This window comes from Glycomyces albidus, from assembly GCF_009451885.1.
Classification (GTDB): Bacteria; Actinomycetota; Actinomycetes; order Mycobacteriales; family Micromonosporaceae; genus Glycomyces; species Glycomyces albidus.
Map to the genome: position 1 here is coordinate 97,638 of NZ_WIAO01000009.1, position 22,012 is coordinate 119,649.

Consider the following 22,012-nt stretch of genomic DNA (forward strand, 5'->3'; position numbering starts at 1 on the left):
CCGGGCCTGGCTCGACGCCATGGGCACCGGCCTCCACCCTGTCCCGATCCCGCGAACCACGAAAGCGAGACCGCGCCCGGCTTTCGGCGTCACCAGTCCAGGTGAATCCGTCGGGCCGCCCCGTCGGGCGGGGCGGCCCGCTCGCTCAGGCGATGTCGCCGTAAACGATGCCGCGGGCGGAGAGGTAGACGCGGCCGTAGACGTTCGGGTCGCCGGTGATGGCGGACCCTGCGAAGCCCCACTGGTGGGCGTCGTCATTGATGCGGCACCATGTGGTGCCGGCGTCGATCGAGCGGAAGATGCCCTCCTGGCCGGCGACCGTGGCCGAGATGTAGATCGCCGGGTAGCCCCTTCGCGACGCGGACTTGCCGAAGCCGACACCGATCGCCAGGTCGACGGCGCTGAGGCGCGTCCAGGTGGTGCCGCCGTCCTTGGAGCGCCACAGGCCGGTCGCGACTTCCGCCTTGTCGCTGCGCCCGCCGAGCCAGACGTGGCCCTTGTTGCCGGGGGCGACCCGGAAGTCGTCGACGCCTTCGGCGGGCAGGCCACTGGCCCCGGTGTCGGCGAAGGTCCTGCCGGCGTCGGTGCTGCGGTAGAACCTGCCTCCGGAGTAGGCGTAGACGACGCGAGGGTCGACGCGGTCGGTCCGGACCCTGGCGCCCGCGGGGAGCCCTTGGACGGCGGTCCAGGTCGCGCCCCGGTCGGTCGTGTAGAACGGGGTCTTGTCGGTGTTGTTCGGCGACCAGACGATCACCGAGGCGTCGGCGGTGATCGCGACGGTGCCGCCGGCGCCGTTCGGGACGCCGTCGGGTCGCGACGCGTCGTGCCAGGTCTGGCCGCGGTCGGTGGAGTAGATGACGTGGCTGTTGGTGTCTCCGACATCGCCGCTGCCGACGATGACGTCCGGGTCGGAGGCGGCGTAGTCGAGGCTGGTGCCGCCCCAGCTCGCGTGGAACATGCGCTCGGACCGGCCCAGGTCGGTGTGGACGAACCCGTTGACGTCGCCCATGGCCGACACCAGGGTCCCGCCGAGGGCCGCGAGGTCGCGGACCCAGGTCATCTCGATGCCCTCGGCCCTCACCCCGACGGTGAACCGGTCGACCGGTAGCGCGACGCGTTCGCCGGCCTCGTTCTCGCCGATCAGCTCGCCCTGGGTGTCCCACCGCGTCAGGGACTCGGTGCCCCAGATGGTCGCGCCGGTGCCCCACATGATGCGGTCGGAGTTGTGCGGGTCGATCGCCAGGCCCTCGATCATCCAGCCGTGCTTGACGGCGTAGGAGGCCCCGTTGTCGCTGCCGCGCCAGTCGAGCCACGGCGATCCCGAGCTGTCCATGACGAACCGGTCGGTGCGCACGTTCTCGCTCACCAGATCCCAGGAGAGCGACCAGGTCGCCCCGGAGTCGGTGGAGCGGAACAGAATCTCGTCAGGACCCCAGTTGTTGCAGGTGGACGCCATGAGCGTGCCGGGGTTCTGGCGGTCGACGGTGACGGCGCCGAAGCCGGGGATGGGGCGCCCCGGGTTGTACGGCGGGGTGATGTCGGTCCATTCCCCGGTCTGGGTCGCCAGCCGCTGGATCCGGCCTCCCCGGCCGGACGCGGGCCCGCCGTTGTAGGGGCCGGGGTCCCAGCTCGTGATCACGTACAGGTAGCCGTTCGTGTTGTCCACAGCGGACTGTTTGGGGATGGTGCGGTTCCCGTCGGCATTGCCGAGCGCCTCGGCCGCGCCGGGGACGGGCTGCCAGGTCGCGCCGCCGTCTTCGGAGACGTACAGCGGGTCGGCCGGGTCGGCCACGCCCACGTAGATCTTGCCGCCGATCTGGTCGAAGTCGATCCAGAGGACGCCCTGGTTGTCGGAGAGGTACTCGTTGTCAGGGTCGACGACGAAGTCGCCGGGGTTGGGGAAGCTCTCGATTTTGGCCCAGGTGCGGCCGTAGTCGCGCGAGCGCCACAGCCCGTTGCCGCTGGGCGCGCCCAGGTAGAGCTCGCCGTTGTCGGCGGGGTTGACCACGAGGCGTTCGCCCATGCCGCGGCCGGGCATGTTGCCGCCCTGCTTGAACGGGAGTTCCGCGATGCCCCAGGTGTCGCCCTTGTCGTCGGAGTAGAGGATCGCGCCGTTGTTGGGGTCCCAGCTGATCGTGTAGGCCCCGACCGCGGCGTAGACGCGGTTCGTCTCGACCGGGTCGGTGGCCATGGAGACCACGTACTGGTAGCCCCACTCGTCGCGGGAGACCCAGTCGGTCAGCGGCTTCCAGGTCCGCGTCTCCTCCTGCCACCGGAAGGCGCCCGCGACGTCGGTGCGGGCGTAGATCAGGTTCGGTTCGGTCTCGTTGAAGACGATGCCCGGCACGAAACCGCCGCAGTTGACCACGACGTTCTTCCAGGCGTAGGCATCGCCGCCGCGAGGGCCGGGCTTGGCGAAGGCCGGGGCCGGCAGGGCGCCGGCCGCGACCGCTGCCGCGCCGAGCGTGGCGGCGAATGTGCGTCGTCGCATGGGTGACTCCTTTGTAGAGAAAGGCTGGTGATCGGCCTGCGCGGCAGGGCGACCGCGCAGGTCTGCTTCGTCGTGCCGCGAGCGAGCGGGCGTCGGCGCATCGAGGGATGCGGATCTCTGAACTCCTGCGCAGCACAGTACGCAACGACCATCATGTTTGTCAACCAACAGGATTAAGTCACTGATGCCTGCGGCGTCGTGGGACTGATTTGAGCGGAATTTTCCGACACGTTCCACTTCCCGTTTGGCAAACCCAAGGAGGTAGAGGGTTGACTTTGTAATGTGATTGCATTAACTTATCGACAATCCTAGATTCATGAATCCCGACGGCCGAAACGAGTTCCTCGAGAAAGGCATGTCCTTCATGCGACGCAGATCCATCCTCGCCGCGGCGCTGGCCGCACCGCTGGCCACCGCGGGCGCCGTCGGCGCCCTCCAGTCCCCCGCCCAAGCCGCCACCTGGTACTCGACCGACAGATGGGGGAAGTGGACCGACGGCGCGTTCACGGTCAACAACCACGTCTGGGGCAGCGGCGTCGGTGCCCAGTCCATCTGGGCGAACTCCTACTCCAACTGGGGCGTCTGGGCCGACCATCCCAACACCGGCGGCGTCAAGTCCTACCCGCACGTCAGCTACCAGCTCGGACGCGACGTCTGGAACATGGGGAACGTCTCCGCCAACACCGACGTCACCGTGCCCACCGGCTCGAACCTCGCCTACTGCACCACCTACGACGTGTGGGGCAACGGCCACGACCACGAGATCATGATCTGGACGCAGTGGCACGGCGCCGTCGGGCCGATCGGCTCCTACGTCACCGACGTCAATCTCGGCGGTCAGAACTGGGCCCTCTACCAGGGCAGCAACGGCGCGAACGCCGTCTACAGCTTCCTGGCGCGCAACCACACCACGAACACATGGGTGGACATCACCGCGCACGCCCAGTGGCTGGTCGCCAACGGCCGCATGCCGAGGGTGACCATCGGCGAGATCGCCTTCGGCTTCGAGATCACCTCGTCGGCCGGTGGCCGCGATTTCAACTGCAACAGCTACTCACTGTGGACCTAGCGGATCCGTTCACCGCCGGGCCGGACCGATCGCGCCGACCCGGCGGCGTTTCCCAGGGCCGCTGGAACCACCCGTACTGCGGAGACGGCACTCTCACCGGATGGGCCGGGGTCCCGAACGGGCATCCCCGGGGCAGAGTTTGGGCCTTCGAGGGCCATATCCGCTGGCGCGCAATGATGCTCGCCCAGTAGGGTGGGTTCGCACTCCCGGTGCGCAGGCTGCGGGTACTTCGTATTGGTACGTTTCATGCAGGTTCGATCCCTGCAATCCCGCTGCCGCCGAGAACTCGGGAGGGCACTTCGATCTACAGTGGAGCGCCTGGTGCGCAGGTGACGGTTCCTTCGTCTACCAAACGGAAGACCCGGGTTCGAATCCCGGCCTGCTCTCTGGCAGGTAGCTCAGCGGCCCAGAGCACAGTATCCGCCGCCGACTTGACCTCGGGCGCTCCACTTTCGCTTCCCATCGTCGGCACAGGGTCGTCCCCCTTCGCACGGAGTCCAGAGCGCAGTTGGCGCCCGGACTCATATAATGCGTTGCGCTGCAATGGGCTCAGTGCACTAGGATTCGAATGCACCTCCCGGTGCGTCGTCCACGGATACTTCATCTGTCGCATGGATTGATTCAACGCCGTAGACGCCTTGATCTCGGGAGTGCCATACAACCAGCGAGCGGAGTGCCCGGTGCGCAGGCGGCGGATACTTCGTTTCGGGTACGGGTTGTCGCAGGTTCGAGCCCTGCCGGCCGCTTCGGCGGCTGTAGCTCAGTGGTAGAGCGCCAACGTTCCGCGGCCGACTTGACCTCGGGCGCTTCGCTCTCCTGGTTGTCCTGGCTCCCCGGTGTGTGATTGGAGCCCCTGCCTCATGGCGAAGTTCAACAAGCCCGCGACTCGAGCGGCGGTCCACTCTCCCGTTCGGACCGAGCCCGTCGCCTCCGGGGCCACGTTCGAAGGCGGCCCGGGATTCGCTCGCGACGCGAAGTCGGAGCTGTTCCTGCTCGCTGTTGCCAACATGGTGGGCGAGCAGACCTTCTACGAGTCCGCACAAGGCCGCGACTCCCGCTTCCGCGAACTCGTTCACGAGGTCGCGGTATCAGACACGGACTGGACCGCGCGGTTCCTCGCATGGCTGCGCACCGGCGCACACTTGCGGTCCGCGTCGCTCGTCGGAGGGCTCGAGGCCGCACGGGCGCTCGTCGCGGCCGAGATTCCCGGCGGCCGGCAGATCGTCGCGTCCGTCCTCCAGCGCGCTGACGAGCCCGGCGAAGCCCTCGCGTACTGGACCGGCATGTACGGCCGAAAGGTCCCAAAGGCCGTCAAGCGCGGCATCGCCGACGCCGCCCTGCGTCTGTACAACGAGCGCGCCGTCCTCAAGTGGGACACCGCATCCAAAGGCTTCCGATTCGGCGATGTGCTCAATCTCGTGCACCCCGAAACGAGGACGGAATGGCAGTCGCAACTGTTCGAGTTCGTTCTCGACCGCCGCTACGGCCGTGAAAGCAGCAGCCGCGATGCCGCAGGACGGTCACTGCTTCCGATGATCGAAGCGAACGCCCGCCTACGTGCCGGCGCCGCCGAGTCACCGGAGCTGCTCCTGGACGCCGAGGTTCTGAAGGACGCCGGCTTCACGTGGGAAGACGCGCTGTCGCTCGCCGGGAACCGGGTCGAGAAGGCCCGCCTGTGGGAGGCCCTGATCCCGTCCATGGGGTACATGGCAATCCTGCGGAACCTTCGCAACTTCGATGAGGCGGGCGTGTCCGACCCCGTTGCCGCCACGGTCGCGGCGAAGCTCGCCGACGCCGCCGAGGTTGCGCGGTCGCGTCAGCTGCCCATGCGGTTCCTGTCGGCCTATCGAGCGGCGCCGTCGCTTCGGTGGTCGTACCCGCTCGAGCGCGCCCTGGACGCGAGTCTGGGCAACGTTCCCGAACTGTCGGGCCGGACGCTGATCCTCGTGGACACGTCGTCCTCGATGAACGCCGGGTTCTCACGCGATGGAACGCTTAAGCGCTGGGATGCCGCCGCCCTGTTCGGGCTTGCGCTCGGCCGCCGCTGCAAGGAGGCCGACGTGGTCTCGTTCTCCAGCTCCCAGTACTACTACAGCGACCCGCCGGGCCCGAAGACGAAGCGGTTCGAATTGACGCGCGGCGGTTCGCTCCTGGCCGATCTCGGCGAGTGGAAGGACGGCGGCTGGTTCCTCGGCGGCGGCACCGACACCGCCGGCGCGGTGGGGAAGCAGTACGCCGGCCATGACCGCGTCGTGATCCTCACCGATGAGCAGGCGCAGCACCACGGCGGGCCGGACGTGACAGCGGCCGTGCCGAACGACCGGGCGGTGTACACGTGGAATCTCGCGGGATACGCGAAGGGCCATGCTCCTTCCGGTTCGGGCACGCGGCACACGTTCGGCGGTTTGAGCGATTCGGCGTTCGCGATGATTTCGCTGCTGGAACGCGGCAAGGACGCCGACTGGCCGTTCTAGGAGGAGGCGAAGGCCCGGTCCCATCGTTCACGGTAGGGACCGGGCCTTCCTCGTTGGAATCGGCCCGCAGCGGAGGATCGCCTGGTTGCGGAGCAGGGCTCCTCGGACGGAAGGCGCAGGGCGCGTGAAGTACTGCGAGGTCGGCATCCGGTGCGGGGTCGTGGCGTGCGCCGAGCATCATGGGGGCTCCAACTCGAGGAGGCCGCTGTGACCGCACTGCTGTTGTGCGCCGACCCGCTCGCTCCCGCCCGGTCGAAACGGCCGGACCCGCACTTCGCCAGAGAAGCCGAGCACGCCGACGCCGTCGCGGTCATCGACCATGACGCCCTCGTCCGGGGCGACGCCGCCGCAGCGGTGCGACGGGTGCCGCTCGATCTGGGGCCGGCGTGGTACCGCGGCTGGATGGTCACCGCCACCCAGTACGCCGACCTCGAAGCCGCACTCGAGGACCGCGGCTGCGTCCTCGCCACCGCCGCTGACGCCTACGCGCGCGCCCACGAGCTGCCCGGCTGGTATCCGGTCTTCGCCGAGCACACCCCCGCGAGCGTCCACACCACCGACCTCGACCGGGTCGAGGACTGGCTGGCTTGGGCCGCAATCGAACTCGGGTCGGAATCGGCAATCGTCAAGGACTTCGTGAAGTCGCGCAAGGACTTGTGGGACACCGCCTGCCATATCCCCGACCTGGCCGACGCCGTGCAGCGCTCGCGCATCGTCGCACGGTTCCTGGAAGTCCAGGGCGGGGACCTGTACGGCGGGCTCGTCGTGCGCGCCTTCGAGGACTTCACCTCGTCCGGGGGCACCGAGCAAGCCCGGGTGTGGTGGCTCGACGGCGCGCCGGTGCAGACCACCGCCCACCCCGACACCCCGCAGGTGGCCCCCGAAACCGACCTCACCGGCATCGGGGACGCGGTGGCGGCGCTCGGGTGCCGGTTCGTCACCACCGATCTCGCCCATCGCTCCGACGGCGCCTGGCGCGTCATCGAAGTCGGCGACGGCCAGGTCAGCGACTTCCCGCAGGGGACGAACGTCGCACCTCTGATCACAGCCCTGACGGCGGCTCGGTAAGCAACAGTCCATACGAAACGCGTCGGGCAAGACTGTGGCCGCGTTGGTATTCGAGGGACGACCGCAGAACTACCTGGCCTTCGCGATGCCCACTCGGGCGGACTACTCCTCGAGGACGCGGAGGAGCACTCGGGCCTGGAAGCCGTCGGGGTCAGGGCTCGAGAGGCCGGCCATGGTCGCCAGCGCCTTCCACAGCGCCCATCCGCGCGCCCGCCGCCACAGGTCGTCGGGCGCGTCGGCGGCCTCTCGGAAGATCTTTCGCTCGTCGCCGTCGAAGTAGGTCCAGGCCATGACGAGGTCGCAGGCCGGGTCGCCGACCCCGCAGGTGCCGAAGTCGATGGCCGCCGAGAGCCTGCCGTCCACTGTGAGCAGGTTGCCGACGGCGATGTCGCCGTGGAACCAGACGGGGTCGTGGGGCCAGGCCGAGGTCAGTGCGCTCGCCCAGATCGCTCGGCAGGCGGTCGCGTCGACGGCGTCACCGAGGATCTCGAGCGCCTGCTGCACCTGGTCGCCGAAGACGCTGGGATGGCAGCCGCGGAAATGGGAATGGCGGCCGCCGGCTGGACCGTGCTGCGCCGGCGCGTTCCGCAGTTCGGTGAGCAGGCCGCCGAGATCGCGGGCCAACTGTGCGCGGTCGAGGTCGACCGCGGACTCGACCGTCCTGCCGGGCAGCCAGCGCCGCACCGACCACGGGAACGGGTAGCCGCGGCCTGGGCGACCGGTCGCAACCGGTGTCGGTACCGGTATGGGCAGGTGGTCGGCGAGCACCGGCAGCCACCGGTCCTCCTTCTCGACCGCGGCCGCATACGCTTCGCCGCTCGGCAAGCGGACCGAGAGGTCGGTGCCGAGCCTGAAGGTCCGGTTGTCCCAGCCTTGGCGTTCGATCGGTTCGACCGGGAGATCGGCCCATTCGGGGAACTGCTCGGAGATGAGGGCGTGCACCAGGTCCGTGGTGATCTCGTTCGTTGGGGCGACCACGCTTCTCCTTCGTCTTCGCGTCCGGGCTTTTCTCTAGAACCACATGCGGTTCAGTGATGCGCTGGAGTCTCGGCAACCCCGACAGCCTATGCAGCGCCGGTCTCGCCGATCCGGTGGCTGGGGCGGCACCGGCGAACCGAACCGGTCGCGTCCGGGCGTTCGGGGAGATCGCCCGGACGCGCGGCGCGGCGTTCCGTACCGCAGTTCGCGGTCTCATTCCTGCTTCGTCACTCGGGAGAGTGCCCCCATCGCCTCGGAGAGGGCCACCGGATCGGCGTCGGCGGGGAAGTGGATCTCTTGGAGGACCTGGAGTTCCGCCGCGTCGAAGTGGTAGCCGCCGGCGAATCCCGGCGTGAAGTCCACCCGGAGCGATCCCGAACCGGGCAGGTGCCGCGCCACGCCGACGGTGACGCCCGTGCCCTCCCGTCGAATCGGGCGCCAGTCCTTGCGGGTCAGCCCGAACAGCGCTCCGGCGCTCGCCTTCGCGCCTTCGAACCGCGTCAGCCTCCCGGCCCGCAGCTCCGCTTCGTCCGGGGTGTGCACCGGCCGCGCGAGCTGGTCGAACGGCTGGAGGATCTCGTAGTCGGCGAGGATCTCCGCCCAGACCCGGGCCGTCTCGCCCAGCAGGAGCGGATGCGCGAGCCGGATCCGGGAGTCCGGGGCCGGTTCGATCGTGTTCTCCTCGACGTCGGTGTAGGTGCCGTCTTCGGCGAAGCGGAACGCCACGGTGCCGGAGTCCGACTCGGCCTGCCAGACCAGGCGCTTGACCAGGTGCCACATGAGCGCGTGGTCGGCCAGGTGGCGGCGGAACTCGGGCAGCGACCAGGTGCGGCCGTCGATCATCGCCCGTTCCAGGCGTCCGTTCTCGTTCGCGACCGACTTCAGGCCTCGGACGAGGCGCGCGTACTGCTCGGCCGCCGCGGCGGCGAGGTCGGCATCGTCGTCCGCAGTCGGATCGGGCAGTCCTCTGCGGCGCTTGCCGCGCTCGTCGATCACGAAGGGCCGCAGCCGCTCGTCGAATCCGATCTTGAACCGCCGCGGCCCGTAGTCGAGTTCGAGCGTGCCGTCCTCGCCCAGTTCGAAGTCGGGAACGAGGCGGTCGGCGAGCTGCTCGGCGTCCAGTCCCATGCCGGCCGCGATGAGGTCGATCTGGTCCGCGGCGGATTCCTTGAGCGCCTTGGTCTCGGCGGTGCGCTGCAGTGAGTTGACGGCGAGCAGCGCCTCCTCCGACTCGATCGCGCCCAGCGCTTGGAGGGCGTTCTGGGCCCGCTTGGAGGCGCCCTCGCGCGACCATTGGCGGATGAGCGCCTCGATGCGCTCGACGGTTCCGCCGTCGGCGAACCGGGCGAGCTGCGTGAGCGCCCAGCCGTCCTTGGCCGGGTGCCCTGCGAGCGACCAGGAGTCGAAGACCGTCCATGAGAACTCGCGCAGGCTCTGCGCGTCGCAGTGCTCCTTGAAGACGTCGATGCCGGCGTATGGAATCGCGAGCGAGTCGAGCATCATCGTGCCGACCAGGCGGCCGACGGCCGCCGCCGGTAGGCGGTGGCGGCGGTCCCGGGTGAGCACGGGCATGCCGAGGATCGGATCGGCCCATTCGGGAACGCGCGGCGCTTTGCGGCCGTCGAGTTCGAGGGGGTCGGCGGCGAGGATCGCGGCGACCGCGGACCGGGCGTCGTCGCCGTAGACGGCCGCGGCGTCCAGGACGGCCGCCTCGCCGTGGCTGCGGGCGACGTGCCGCAGGACCGCTTCGGCGGCGCGCCTGGGTTTGCCGGGCGCGCCGACGGCGTCCGGGGTCAACCAGGTCACGGCGTCGGTGCCGTGGCGGGCGAGCCAGAAGACGACGCTGGCACGTGTCGAGGGGAGGCGCACGAGCCAGTCGGCTGCGATACGGGCCGCCTCGACGCCGCCGACGGGCGGGAGCGCGCGGGGATGGCGCGCGGACTTCGCCAGTGCCGCAAGGACGTCCGGCACGGCTTCCGCGCCGCCTTCGGCGAGGCGCCGCCGGACGTCGTCGATGCGCTTGCCGCCCTCGGCCCAGGTCTCGCGCTCGCCGTCGCGCCAGCGCAGGACGGCGGCGTCCACCGGCCGTACCTCGACGGGTTCGCGTTTCGCCTTGGTGCGCTTGCTGCTCCACGGAGGGTCGGTGAACAGGGCGGGGAGGTCCTGCGCTTCGGGCGGGGCGCCGTCGAAGCGCAGGAGCCGGTCGATCGCCTCCCGCACGGCCGGTTCGGCGGTGGCGACGGCCTCGGCGGGGAGGACGCGGGCGGCGAGGTGCGCGAGCCGCGAGCGCAGGTGCGGGTCGTCGGCGGTGGCGGCGACCTTGGCGAGGACCCGCACGGTGCGGCGCGGGAAGCGCTCGGCGGCGCGCCGGGCCAGGTCGGCGGTGGCGTCGCCGACCATGCCGGTGAGGAGGAATTCCACGCCCGCGTCGTGGGGCACGGCCGCGAGCACGTGCTTTCGGACGTCGATCCACCGGTTCGGGGAGGTGCGGCGCAGGTCCTCGACCACCAGGGGGAGGCCGTCGGCGCCGAAGGCGTTGACGAGGGTGCCGATCTGCTGAGAGCTGTTGCCGTTCGGGCCGATCGAGGTGATGCCCGCGGCGGCGATCTGGTCGAGGGAGGAGGCCATGGCGAAGATCCACACCTTCTCGTACGAGGAGTCGACCTCCCATTCGCCGAACTCGGCGCAGACCTGGTCGACCCAGTCCGGCTCGGACATGAAGTACGCGCGGACCAGGCGCTGGCGGTGGCTGCGCCCGTAGGGTTCGAGCAGCTCGCGGTAGCGGCGGTACTCGGTTTCGGGCATGGCGGTGAGCAGTTCGCGGATCCGGTCGCAGTCGGGTCCGAAGCCGGCGTTCCAGCTCGACCCCGCGGGTGCGGTAGGCGCGTACACGAGTGCGGGCACGCTGCCGTTCACATGCTTGAAGTAGTGGTCGTCGGAGCCGGCGGCGACCACGCGGAGCGCGAACCGCTCCAGCGTCGCGCAGACGGCGAGCTCGAGGCCGTGCTCGCCGTACCAGGCGTCGATCCGCCGGTAGGAGGCGCTCCACGAGCGGAAGTCGGGCGGGTGGACGCAGCCGACGATCTTGAGGGCCGCGGCGGCCCCGAGCGGGTCCGGCGCACCGTCGAGATACGACTGGAGGGCGGCGGCGATCGCGGGGTCGCTGTCCGGGCATTCGACCGCGGCGCGGAGGTACTCGCGGGAGGGGCCGAGGCCGGCGGTGCGCCAGTGCTCGACCATGTCCGGGCGCAGCGGGTTCGGGGGCGGGAACGGCCGGTCGCGGCGCGGTAGCGAGGTCAGGTGGAGGCGGTCGTCGGCCGCGTAGGACGACCATCGCTCGAAGGCGTCCTCGTCGAGGGATGCGGCGGATCGCGTGTCGGTCATGGGGTTCCCAACGATCGGAGTGGTTGAGGGCGTTCGGCGGTCGGCGACGGCGACCGCGCCCTGCGATCATCGGATCGGGGTGTGACATGCGGTCCGGCGGGGGCCGTCGAACAGTGCGGCCGTCGATGTCACCGGCCGGACGCCGCGCAGGTCAATGAACGTGAATCGGCCGCGGATCGGTGCGAGCAGGAGGATAGGGTTTGCGGCGTGGAGATACACGTCGCGAAGTCCGGGTCCGATACCGCCGCTGGAACCGCCGAGGCCCCCCTGCTCAGCATCGGTGCGGCCGCGGCACTGGCGCAACCGGGGGACACCGTCGTCGTCCATGAGGGCGTGTACCGCGAGTGGGTGAACCCGCCTCGCGGCGGCACGGCCGCCGCGCCGATCACCTACCAGGCCGCGCTGGGCGCGGACGGCCGCTACGAGCCGGTCACGGTCTCCGGCGCCGAGGTGATCACCGACTGGCGCCCCCACCCCGGCTCGGCGGCCGTCTGGACGGCGACGGTGCCGAACACCCTGTTCGGGGACCACAACCCGTATGCCGAACGCATCGGCGGCGACTGGTTCTTCGACCAGGTCAACACCTGGCACACCGGCGAGGTGTACCTCGACGGCAAGTCCATGTACGAGTCGCCGACCCTCGGCGGCGTCGAACGCCCCGAAGTCACCGAGGACTCGTTCGACCAGGAGGGCTCCCTGCTGACGTGGTACTGCGAGGTGGGCGACGACGCCACGCGGATCACGGCGAACTTCGGCGGTGCCGACCCGGCCGACCACGAGATCGAGATCAACGTCCGCAAGTTCGTGTTCTGGCCTGCGGCAACGGGAATCGACCACATCACGGTGCGCGGCTTCACCCTGACCAAGGCCGCCACGCAGTGGGCGCCGCCCACCGCGCTCCAGGAGGGCCTGATCGGCCCGCACTGGTCCAAGGGCTGGGTGATCGAGGACAACACGATCACCGACTCGAAGAACGTCGGCGTCTCCCTGGGCAAGGAGGCCAGCACGGGGCAGAACGAGTGGCTCGCGGGACCCGAGGGCGCCAAGGGCGGCACGCAGCGCGAGCGCGAGGTGATCCAGCGGGCGCTCGCCCTGCGCGGGCCCGACGCCGGCGAGCCGCACCCGTGGCACCGGGACCACGTCGGCTCCCACACGGTGCGCCGCAACACGATCCGGGACTGCGAGCAGGCGGGCGTCGTCGGACATCTCGGCGCGGCGTTCTCCCACATCGTCGACAACCACATCTCCCGCATCCACGTGAAGCGGCAATGGCACGGCGCCGAGGTCGCCGGCATCAAACTGCACGCCGCCATCGACACCGTGATCAGTGGAAATACGATCCACCACACGCACCGGGCCCTGTGGCTCGACTGGCAGGCCCAAGGCACCTCGCTGCGCCGCAACGTCTTCTACGCCTCCACCGCCGAGGACTTCATGGTCGAGGTCTGCCACGGACCGTACCTTGTGGACTCGAACCTGTTCCTCTCACCGTGGGCGGTCAAGGACATGTCCACCGGCGGCGCGTACGTGCACAACTACTTCGCGGGCCGCATCGCGAACTGCACCGAGCACCAGCGGTACACCCCGTACCACTTCCCGCACTCCACGGCCGTCTACGGCGTCTCGAACATCCTCGGCGGCGACAACCGGTTCTACAACAACGTCTTCGTCGGCGACCGTGCCGGCCGGGAAGGCGCCGAACCGCAAGCGGCCGAACCGGCGCTCGCGAGCTTCTGGTCGGGCGCGATCGACATCGACGGCGTGCCCGGCCAGGCCGCCTTCGTGCCGACCCCGGTCGGAACCTCGCAGTACGACGCCTACCCGACGCAGGAGGAGTACCCGAACGAGCACGGCAGCGCACTGGCCGGGCCGCGCCTCCCGGTCTGGGTCGAGGGCAACCTGTACGCGGAGGGCGCCGAGCCGTTCCGCGCGGAGCCCGCGCCCCGCGTCGTCGGCACCTCGCCGGTGCGCGTCGAGGTGCACGACGCCGCAGCCGGCTCCGTCCGCGTCGAGCTGGCCGACGGCGCGGCCCTCGGCGTCGTCGCCCCGGTGACGACGGCGCGCCTCGGAACGAGTTACCAAGCCGAGATGGGCTATACCGACCCCGACGGATCCGACCTGGACCTGAGCACCGACATCACCGGCCTCAAGCGCGACGAGGCCGTGCCCGGGCCGTTCGCGGCGTCGACGCCCGGTACCCTGATCCTCACCGCACCGGCCCCGGAGCGTCGCGGCTGAGGAGCCCGCTGAAGCATCGGTCACCCGAAGCCGGCGGAGCGGCGGACGGCGGGAGTCGAGAACGACTCCTGACCGTCTCCACCCGCTCCCCATACGATCCACCGACGGGACGACCGGTTCGGCCGGTGCAGCGGTGCCGAACGCCGACGCGGCCTACGGCGCGGTGACGACCTGCCCCGCCCAGGAGAGGCCGCCGCCGAAGGCGAAGAGCAGCACCGGGGCGCCGGCGGGGACCGCCCGCCGCTCGACCAGTTTCGACAACGCGAGCGGGACCGATGCGGCCGAGGTGTTGCCGGAGTCGACGACGTCCCGGGCGATGACGGCGTCCTCGGCGAGGCCGAGCCGGCGCACGATCGCCTCGATGATCCGCAGGTTCGCCTGGTGGGTCACCACCCCGGCGAGGTCGGCCGGTTCGAGCCCCGCCCGGCGGCACGCCTCGACGGCGAGGTCGATGAGTTCAGTTGTGGCCCAGCGGAAGACGACTTGACCGGACTGGGTGAAGCGCGGCCGCCAGCTCCCGGCGAGTCGCACCGCGTCGGCGCGGGTCGGGTCACCGCCCCAGACGACCGGGCCGATCCCCGGGCCCTCGGCGGCGCTGACCACCGCCGCGCCCGCCCCGTCGCCGAGCAGCACGCATGTGCTGCGGTCGCTCCAGTCCGTCACATCCGACATCTTCTCGGCCCCGACGACCAGCGCGTGCCTCGCCGCGCGCGCCCGCACCGCGTGGTCGGCGGTCGCCACCGCGGTGCAGAAGCCCGCGCAGCCGTTGTTGAGGTCGAACGTGGCCGCGGCGGGAATGCCGAGCCGGGCCGCGACCTGCGCGGCGATCGAGGGGCAGCGGTCGATCGCGCTGCACGTGGCGACGGTGACCATGCCGATGTCGCCGGGCTCCAGGCCGGCGGCGACGAGCGCTTCGGCGGCCGCTGCGGACGCCATGTCGGCCACCGATTCGTCGGCGGCGGCGATGTGCCGGGTGGCGATGCCGGTGCGCTGGCGGATCCACTCGTCGCTGGTGTCGACCATGCCGGCCAGGTCGTCGTTGGTCATCACGCGGGACGGTTGGTAGTGCCCGAGGGCGGCGATTCGGCTTCCGGGCATGGGATCTCCTCTGTTCGGCGACCGGACCGCCAATATAGCAACCGATCGGTCGCTAATGGGTGCTCGGTCGGCTAGGATCACGGCATGAGCCCGCGCCGATCCGTCGCCGAAACCCGCCTGACCCGGGACCGCATCGTTGAACGAGGCGTCGCCGCAGCGTCGGTCGACGGCCTCGAGGGGCTGACCATCGGGCAGCTCGCGGCCGACCTCGGCATGAGCAAGGCCGGCGTGCTCGGCCACTTCGGGTCCAAAGAGGCCCTGCAACTCGCGCTCTTGGACGCCGCGGCCGCCGCCTTCGCCCGGATCGTGTGGAGGCCCGCGGAACTCGAGCCGCCCGGACTGCCTCGGCTGCGCGCGGTGTGCGAAACGTGGATCGACTACCTCGAGCACGAGCGGCAGATCTTCCCCGGCGGCTGCCTCTTCACCACCGCGGCGATCGAATTCGACGCCCGCGGCGGACCGGTGCGCGATGCCGTGGCGCGCCTGCACAAGCTCTGGCGGCGGCGCCTGGTCGCCGAGGCCCGTACCGCCGTGGCCACGGGAGACCTGCCGCGCGGCACCGACCCGGAGCAGGTCGCGTTCGAACTGGTCGGCCTGTTCATGGCGCTCAACCAGGAGATCCAGCTCTTCGCCGACCCGAATGCCGCACAACGCACTCGCCGCGCCCTGCACCGGCTCCTCGCGACTGCCGAGCACCAGCAGTGACGGGAAGTCCCCTCGAATCCCGCGCCGGGCGCCATCCCTCCTGAGCGGTCGCGGCCGCCCCGAGGACGAGCGTCAGCGATGTCCGGAAGCTGAGCCGAGCCGTTCCCGTCGGGACGTCCGAGGTCGCGACCGGAGCACGGGATGTCCCGTTCGGTTCGCAGTCCTTCGCCGCCGGTCTCTTGCCGGTGTTCCGCCGGTCGGCCGCCTGGTGATCGGCGTCTCATCTCGAAACGATGATCTCAAGGCATATCGGACCGCGATCCGCATTCGCGATCCCGGCTGAGCGGAGCGATTCGTCCAGCCGCCGTCCGTTGTGCCTTTCATGACCCTGCATGAAGAAGGGAAAGTTCATGATCACTAGATCGAGATTGTGGGCGTCGCTGGCGGCGGCGTTCGCAATGGTGTTCGCGGCGGGGCTCGGTGTCGCCGGGCCCGCGGCGGCCGGTCCGGACTCCGGAGGCCTCGCGGCCGCCGACACGTCCGCATACGGTGCGGTGCTGAACGTCGAGTACGAGTCGCAGCCGGACGGTTTCGTTCGGACCACCGAGTACGAGAACGCCACCGTGACCGACATCCAGATCGCCTCGTGCCAGATCACGGTCGCCGCGAACAAGCCCACCAAGTCCAGCTCACGGGTTCGCGGCTCGGGCAACATGTCGCTCTCGTCCGGTTGCAGCGGTACCTGGGAGGTCCTGCTGCACGTGCAGATCTACTCCATCGAATGGATTTCGCAGTCGACGCTTCGCAGGGACGTGTACGCACCCTACTCCGCGTACTTCAGCACCAGCGCGGATTGCAAACGGGGCCAGTGGAGGTCCGAGATCATCGTCCAAAGGGGCACCAACGACGCAGCCTCGCGAAGCAGCGTCCTGACCGTGAGCTCGTGCTGATGAACGGGGAGAAGGAGACCATGAGGTATCGACGGTGGATCGCCAAGATGGCGGCGGTCTTGATGGTGTTCGGCGCCGCTTCGCTCGCAGCGGTCATACCGGCATCGCACGCCACCGCGGCGCCGGTCGAGGCCGCGGCCTGCTCGGTCACCGCGGGGATCGGCGGGCCCACCAGGGTCCAGTCGATCGTCCAGGTGAGCTTCCGCATCAACGTGGACGGGTGCTCCGGTCAGTACTGGACGGAGTACAGCAACATCAACGGCCCAGGGGCCTCGGACAACGGGCGGACGGTGACCTACCGCGGGGACCGCAACTACGTGGTCACCATGAACGTGACGTGCCGGACCGGGACCTACTACGCCTCGCTGCAGATCATCGGTGAAAGCTTCGACGCGTTCCGTGAGACGTCGAAATACATTCGGTGCTGACCTCGGCGCGTGAAGTCCGTTGAAACCGACCCTCCCATGCGGAGGGTCCCGGAATAAGGCGAGTGAGCGGGCACGGTCGTCAGCGGCATGCGGCAGAGTGCGCCATCCTGCCGGCCGCCGGACCGTGCCCGCGCACGGTGCTCCAGAGATGTCCGAGTACCGGGACCACGGGCGGGACCGGCGGAAGGCGGAAGCCCAAGGGGTCCGAAGAGGGCGTCGTCCACCTCCTGGAGTTCCGCGACGGGTCCACCATCGCCCTCGGCATCGACGCTCCCGTGGCCGAAGGGGAGGACTTCCTCGGATGACGCGCCCCCGCGCGGAGCTCGGTCGCAAGGGCGGGGGCCCGGTGTCACCGGGTTGTCGCGCCGCCCAGGTCGGCGATCGCCTCGATCTCGATCCGGAATCGGGGGTCGATCAGGTTGCTCACTTCGACGAGGCTGGCGGCCGGCCGCGGCTCCGGGAGTTCGGCGAGCACCGCCTCGCGGAACGATCGCAGGTCGCCGATGTCGCGCAGGAAGTAGGTCACCTTCACCACCGCGTCCCAGTCCAGGCGGTGCGCCGCCAGGTGGGCTTCGATCTTCCGGAGTACCAGCCGGGTCTGCGCCGCGATGTCCCCGGGCACGGTCCCGTCGTCCGCGACCGGGACCTGGCCCGAGATGAAGAGCAGCGGTCCGGTGGCGGTGCGGGTGTCGGAGTACGTACGAGGGTTCGAAGTCACGAGGAGCATGATGCCACCGGTTCGGCCGCGCACGGCGGTTGGCCCTGGCCGGGTCAACCGGGTCTGGACCGCCGGAGTGCCGGTCCCGGGATGGGCGATCTCTGGATCAGCGCCCTGCGTCGGCAGTAGCGTCAGGTCGTTGCGCAATCGAGCGTGGAGGAAGACATGACGGACATCCAATTGCCGGCCCCGATCCGGGAGTTCATCGAAGCGACCAACGCGGGCGACACCGACCGGTTCCTGTCGGTGTTCACCGAGGACGCGTTCCTGAGCGACTGGGGGCGCGAGTTCAACGGCATCGACGGAGTCGGGCGGTGGAACCAGACCGACAACATCGGCATGGAGAGCAGGTTCGAGGTCGTCGGAGTCGAGGCCGGCGACGGCCCTGACGAGTGGATCGCCACGCTCAGGGTCAGCGGCAACGGGTTCAACGGCACCGGGCCCATGAAGTTCCGTCTGCGCGGCGACAAGATCGCGCGACTGGTGATCGAGTGAGCGCCCAGGGGCGGGCTCGGCCGGGAATTCCCGGCCGAGCCCTCCCCGCTCCGCTCCCTGCGACTGGGCTCCCTGCGACTGGGTTCCTTGTGACTGGGCTCCCTGCGACTGGGTTCCTTGTGACTGGGCTCCTTGCGACTGCGTGGCGCGAGCAGAGCTGCTATCGCGCCTGAAGTCCGCCCTCTTGGATGCGGCACTTCGCAGCCGGGTCCCCCGCCTTCACTCCTCCTGCTCGTCCCCGGCGGACCCGCACAGCGCATGGTCGACGAGCGCGCTGGCAGTCTGCTCCTGGAGGAGGAAGTGGTCGGGAGAGCCGGCCAGGGCGGTCGTCATGGACACGGTCACGGCGCGGCCGCCGTCGGCGGTGGCGCCGTTGAGGGTGATATAGCCGGTGTCGCCGCCCTCATGGCTCCAGTAGACGCCTCCGCAGGACAGGGGCCGGCTCATCAGACCCAGTCCGTAGCCCGCGTCCGGCCAGTACGTCTGGAACTCCTCACTCACCGGAACGGTGTCCTGCATGGCCGCCAGCATCGGCTCGGACAGGAGCTCGCCGCCGAGCAGAGCCCGGAAGAAGCGGTTGACGTCGGCGGTGGTGGAGATGTAGCCGCCGGGGTCCGGGATGATCACTTCCGTGACGTCGAGCCGCTCGCCCGTGGGATAGAACTCGTAGCTGTTGGCGTGCGGGGTGCGGAGCGTGGGGTCGTCGCCCGGCAGGTAGGTGTGGTCCAGACCAAGCGGTTGCAGCACTCCCTCCTCGACCGCCTGGTGCCAGGGCGCGCCTGTGGCCTCCTCGATGATCATGGTGAGCAGCACGTAGCAGGTGTTGCAGTAACTCCATCCGGTCCCGGGTGCGAAATCGGGCTGGAGCGCCATCGCCCGCGCGACGACCTGCTCCGATGTGTACACGTCGTAGCGGTGCTCGAGGTAGTCCTGGTGGTCGGCGAAGCCGGGGAGGTCGTCGTGGATGCCGCTCGTGTGCTGGAGGAGGTGGCGGACGGTGATGAGCGTCCCGTCGTTGCCGTTGCCGACCACCATGCCCGGGAGCCATTCGTCCACTGTGTCGTCGAGCCCGAGTTCGCCCGCGTCGACGAGCTGCAGGACGGCGGTGGCGACGAGTGCCTTGCCGGTGCTGGCGATCCGGAAGTAGCCGTCGGGGTCCACCGGGCGGTCGGTGCCGAGTTCGGCGGTGCCGCTGGCGGCCACCAGGTCCGGGCCCGTGGCGGTGGTGACGCGGGCCTGGACGCCGGTGATCCCCAGCGCCTCGAGCGCCTCGGTGTCGCGCAGAAGGTCGTCCTGTCCATAAGCGGGAGAAGCGGTCTCGGGTGGGTCGTCCGGCAGGGAGACGGCGGCGGCCGTGCCAAGGGCGGCGACGGCGAGGGCGGCCACGGCGAGCCGCCACCGGAAGCGGCGGCGGAGAGTGCGCGGTTCGGGTGATACTGCGGTCGAACTGGTCGTTTCCATGCCCCGAACGCTATGAAGACGAAGGGCTCCCGGTCGCTACCCCGGGCTCCCGTCCGCGACCTACAGCCACCTGTAGTGCGGTGGACGTTCCCGCTGCTTATGGTGAACCGCATGGCATTCGACGCCTCCCTGCCACGGCGCGGGAGAACGGGACACGTGCACGGCGCGCTCGGCGCGGCCCGCGTTCACGCGGTCAAGACGTGGCGCAGCGGCCGGTACCTGCTCGCGACGTTCGCCGACGCGCTGGTCACCGTCGCCGCGGCTCCCGTCCTGTGCGTTCCGGGTCCGGCGCAGTCCTGGGCGGAGCGGCACCGCCGGCGGGCGGGCGCGCTGCTGGGGCAGGACGTCGAGCCACGGCCGCGCACTGCCGGCCGCAACCTCGCCTGGCTCGGCACGCACGTCGCCGTCGGCCTGCCGATGGGCGCCCTGGCGCTGCTGCTCGCTGCGTGTCTGCTGGTCACGCCGATCATCGCGGGACTGTGGTGGGCGTTTCCGCGGGCGCCGTGGCTGCCGGTGGTCAGCGAACCCATCACCGACTGGGTCACCGCGCTGCTGCTCGGCTCGGTGAACCTGGGCGCCATGTCGGGGCTCGCCGCCGCCGTCCTGCCGCTGCTCGCCCGCGCCCACGCCCGGGCGTGCCTGGCGTTCCTCGCCCCCTCCCCCGCCGAGCGGCTGGTCCAGCGCGTCTCCGAGCTCACCCGGACCCGCGCCGACGTCCTCCAGGCGCACTCCGCGGAACTCCGCCGGATCGAACGGGACCTGCACGACGGCACCCAGGCGCGGCTGGTCGCCATCGCGATGCGGCTCGCGGTCGCCGGCGAGACCTACGCCCGCGACCCCGATGCCGCCGCCGCCCTGGTCCGCCAGGCGCAGGCCGAGACCGAGGACGCGATGACGGAGCTGCGATCGGTCATCCACACGATCTACCCGCCGGTCCTCGCCGACCAGGGGCTCTCCGGGGCGCTCACGACGCTGACCGCGCGGGCCGGGGTGCCCGTTCGCCTCGACGTCGGACCGCTCGGCGAGATCCCGGCGGCGGTCGAGGCGGTCGCGTACTTCGCGGTCACCGAGGCGCTCGCGAACATCGCCCGGCACAGCGGCGCCACCGACGCCTCCATCCGCGTCTCCCGCGATGGTGCGACGCTGCGGACCAGCATCGCGGACAACGGGATCGGCGGCGCGGACGCCTCGAAGGGCTCGGGCCTCGACGGGATGCGCCGCCGCGCCGCGGCCCTGGACGGCACCGTCGAGATCACCAGTCCGCCGGGCGGGCCGACCGTCGTCACATTGGAGCTGCCGTGCGTGTAGTGATCGCCGAGGACAACGTCCTGCTCTCCTCCGGGCTCGAGCTGCTCCTGGAGTCGCAGGGGTTCGAGATCGCCGCCATCGCGACCGACGCGCCGGGCTTCCTCGCGGCCGTGGAGACCCATCGGCCCGATGTGACCATTGTGGACGTCCGCTTGCCTCCCGGCTTCCGCGACGAGGGGATCCGGGCCGCGGTCCAGGCCCGCCGCGACCATCCCGGGCTGCCGATCCTGGTCTTGTCGCAGTACGTGGAGCAGGCGTACGCGGGTCGCCTCCTCGCCGACACCCGCGGCGGCATCGGCTACCTGCTCAAGGACCGGGTGAGCCGCGTCGCGGAGTTCACCGAGGCGCTGCGGCGCGTGGCCGGCGGCGGCACCGCCATGGACCCGGAGGTCATCGCGCAGCTCCTCGCGCACGGCGACCCGGTCGACGCGCTGACCGCACGCGAACGCCAGGTGCTCGCGCTCATGGCCGAGGGCCACGACAATGCGACCATCGCCAAGCGGCTCTTCGTCTCCGACAACGCCGTCCACAAGCACATCGGCGGCATCTTCCTCAAGCTCGGCCTGTCGGTCGAGGACAGCGGCCACCGCCGGGTCCTCGCCGTGCTGGCCTACCTCCGCCGCCAGGGCGGCATCCCGCCGGTCCCGGCGGACAGGCCCTGAGCACCCGCGCACGTGACCGGGCGGGAGCGCCGATCAGCGGTTCGCGGTCGTGACCTCGATGTAGGCGACGTTGCCGGGGAAGATCACGACCTCACGGTCGTCCTCGGTGCCCCGGAGATGCCGGTACGTGATACCGCCGCCGAGGTCCTGCTGCAGGCGGGCGACCTCGTCGGGGTCGAGTCCCTGCAGGTACAGGACGTTGTCGCCCGTGAAGACCACCCTGACGTCTTTGCGCGGCTCCATGTGGGGTCCCTTCAGTCGTGCCCGCCATACGGCGAAGCGGCCCGCTGCGCCGGCGAACACGATCGACTGTAGCCCCGGACGGCGCCTCGGCGTCACCCCTTGACGGCGCCGGTGACGGGCGGAGCGGCGGACCGGCGGGATCGGCGACGCAGATCGTCGAGCAGCCGGAGGTCCTGCACCGCCGGGCAGGGCGGGCGCCGGGCGCGAATAAGAGGGCCGACAGGGCGGCGGCAAGGGACGTACGGTACCGCCGCGAGCGCGGCGGATCGGCCCCACGGAGACGGCCCTGCCGTGCGGCGTCC

Annotated in this window: 18 protein-coding genes and 1 tRNA gene; 12 read left to right on the top strand and 7 right to left on the bottom strand. The window is 70.4% G+C overall.

Going from position 1 to position 22,012, the window contains the following annotated elements:
* Window positions 1–145: 145 nt before the first annotated feature.
* Window positions 146–2,491 carry a sialidase family protein gene (locus GFD30_RS09885; RefSeq protein ID WP_153025016.1) on the bottom strand — a complete coding sequence of 782 codons (2,346 nt, stop codon included), beginning with the start codon at window positions 2,489–2,491 and terminating at the stop codon, window positions 146–148.
* A 364-nt stretch (window positions 2,492–2,855) separates the two neighbouring features.
* Between GFD30_RS09885 and GFD30_RS09890 the strand changes: the two genes are divergently transcribed.
* From GFD30_RS09890 to GFD30_RS09905, 4 genes are all read left to right on the top strand, one after another.
* Complete coding sequence (locus GFD30_RS09890) at window positions 2,856–3,560, top strand: GH12 family glycosyl hydrolase domain-containing protein (protein ID WP_227996019.1); 705 nt, start codon at window positions 2,856–2,858, stop codon at window positions 3,558–3,560.
* Between the two features lie 323 nt (window positions 3,561–3,883).
* Window positions 3,884–3,946 (top strand) — tRNA-Ser (locus GFD30_RS09895).
* Between the two features lie 474 nt (window positions 3,947–4,420).
* Window positions 4,421–6,034 carry a TROVE domain-containing protein gene (locus GFD30_RS27880; protein WP_153025017.1) on the top strand — a complete coding sequence of 538 codons (1,614 nt, stop codon included), beginning with the start codon at window positions 4,421–4,423 and terminating at the stop codon, window positions 6,032–6,034.
* Window positions 6,035–6,241: 207 nt separating this feature from the next.
* Window positions 6,242–7,102, top strand: a complete 861-nt coding sequence (locus tag GFD30_RS09905; protein WP_322633123.1) for an ATP-grasp domain-containing protein — start codon at window positions 6,242–6,244, stop codon at window positions 7,100–7,102.
* Between the two features lie 102 nt (window positions 7,103–7,204).
* Here GFD30_RS09905 and GFD30_RS09910 read toward each other — a convergent pair whose 3' ends face one another.
* Both GFD30_RS09910 and GFD30_RS09915 read right to left on the bottom strand, forming a co-directional pair.
* Window positions 7,205–8,080, bottom strand: a complete 876-nt coding sequence (locus GFD30_RS09910; protein WP_322633124.1) for an aminoglycoside phosphotransferase family protein — start codon at window positions 8,078–8,080, stop codon at window positions 7,205–7,207.
* Window positions 8,081–8,293: 213 nt separating this feature from the next.
* On the bottom strand, window positions 8,294–11,464 hold the full coding sequence (locus GFD30_RS09915; protein ID WP_153025018.1) for a DUF4132 domain-containing protein: 3,171 nt from the start codon (window positions 11,462–11,464) through the stop codon (window positions 8,294–8,296).
* A gap of 207 nt (window positions 11,465–11,671) precedes the next feature.
* Between GFD30_RS09915 and GFD30_RS09920 the strand changes: the two genes are divergently transcribed.
* Window positions 11,672–13,702 (top strand): right-handed parallel beta-helix repeat-containing protein, encoded by a 2,031-nt coding sequence (locus GFD30_RS09920; RefSeq protein ID WP_153025019.1) that lies wholly within the window; start codon window positions 11,672–11,674, stop codon window positions 13,700–13,702.
* Between the two features lie 153 nt (window positions 13,703–13,855).
* Here the strand turns inward: GFD30_RS09920 and GFD30_RS09925 are convergent, their stop codons facing one another.
* On the bottom strand, window positions 13,856–14,800 hold the full coding sequence (locus tag GFD30_RS09925; protein ID WP_153025020.1) for a beta-ketoacyl-ACP synthase 3: 945 nt from the start codon (window positions 14,798–14,800) through the stop codon (window positions 13,856–13,858).
* An 84-nt stretch (window positions 14,801–14,884) separates the two neighbouring features.
* Here GFD30_RS09925 and GFD30_RS09930 point away from each other — a divergent pair, with 84 nt between their 5' ends.
* The 4 genes from GFD30_RS09930 to GFD30_RS09945 all read left to right on the top strand — a co-directional run bounded on the left by GFD30_RS09930 (window position 14,885) and on the right by GFD30_RS09945 (window position 17,128).
* Window positions 14,885–15,505 carry a TetR/AcrR family transcriptional regulator gene (locus GFD30_RS09930; RefSeq protein WP_153025021.1) on the top strand — a complete coding sequence of 207 codons (621 nt, stop codon included), beginning with the start codon at window positions 14,885–14,887 and terminating at the stop codon, window positions 15,503–15,505.
* A 350-nt stretch (window positions 15,506–15,855) separates the two neighbouring features.
* On the top strand, window positions 15,856–16,395 hold the full coding sequence (locus tag GFD30_RS09935; RefSeq protein WP_153025022.1) for a hypothetical protein: 540 nt from the start codon (window positions 15,856–15,858) through the stop codon (window positions 16,393–16,395).
* A gap of 20 nt (window positions 16,396–16,415) precedes the next feature.
* Window positions 16,416–16,823, top strand: a complete 408-nt coding sequence (locus tag GFD30_RS09940; RefSeq protein ID WP_153025023.1) for a hypothetical protein — start codon at window positions 16,416–16,418, stop codon at window positions 16,821–16,823.
* Window positions 16,824–16,960: 137 nt separating this feature from the next.
* Window positions 16,961–17,128: a hypothetical protein gene (locus GFD30_RS09945; RefSeq protein WP_153025024.1), complete on the top strand. Its 168-nt coding sequence runs from the start codon at window positions 16,961–16,963 to the stop codon at window positions 17,126–17,128.
* A gap of 44 nt (window positions 17,129–17,172) precedes the next feature.
* Here the strand turns inward: GFD30_RS09945 and GFD30_RS09950 are convergent, their stop codons facing one another.
* The gene (locus GFD30_RS09950; RefSeq protein ID WP_322633125.1) at window positions 17,173–17,541 is read right to left on the bottom strand and encodes a RidA family protein; all 369 of its coding nucleotides are present in this window, start codon (window positions 17,539–17,541) and stop codon (window positions 17,173–17,175) included.
* A 165-nt stretch (window positions 17,542–17,706) separates the two neighbouring features.
* Here GFD30_RS09950 and GFD30_RS09955 point away from each other — a divergent pair, with 165 nt between their 5' ends.
* Window positions 17,707–18,036, top strand: a complete 330-nt coding sequence (locus GFD30_RS09955) for a nuclear transport factor 2 family protein (RefSeq protein ID WP_153025026.1) — start codon at window positions 17,707–17,709, stop codon at window positions 18,034–18,036.
* Window positions 18,037–18,255: 219 nt separating this feature from the next.
* On the opposite strand, the gene GFD30_RS09960 is transcribed toward GFD30_RS09955, so the two are convergent.
* Window positions 18,256–19,497, bottom strand: coding sequence for a serine hydrolase domain-containing protein (locus GFD30_RS09960; protein WP_153025027.1), 1,242 nt, complete (start codon window positions 19,495–19,497; stop codon window positions 18,256–18,258).
* 111 nt (window positions 19,498–19,608) lie between these two features.
* Here GFD30_RS09960 and GFD30_RS09965 point away from each other — a divergent pair, with 111 nt between their 5' ends.
* Together GFD30_RS09965 and GFD30_RS09970 are read left to right on the top strand one after the other, a co-directional pair.
* Complete coding sequence (locus GFD30_RS09965) at window positions 19,609–20,805, top strand: sensor histidine kinase (protein WP_153025028.1); 1,197 nt, start codon at window positions 19,609–19,611, stop codon at window positions 20,803–20,805.
* The gene (locus tag GFD30_RS09970; RefSeq protein WP_322633126.1) at window positions 20,796–21,467 is read left to right on the top strand and encodes a response regulator transcription factor; all 672 of its coding nucleotides are present in this window, start codon (window positions 20,796–20,798) and stop codon (window positions 21,465–21,467) included. Before GFD30_RS09965 ends, GFD30_RS09970 begins: the two co-directional genes overlap by 10 nt.
* Before the next feature lie 33 nt (window positions 21,468–21,500).
* Here GFD30_RS09970 and GFD30_RS09975 read toward each other — a convergent pair whose 3' ends face one another.
* Window positions 21,501–21,710: a hypothetical protein gene (locus GFD30_RS09975; protein WP_153025029.1), complete on the bottom strand. Its 210-nt coding sequence runs from the start codon at window positions 21,708–21,710 to the stop codon at window positions 21,501–21,503.
* Window positions 21,711–22,012: the final 302 nt, after the last annotated feature.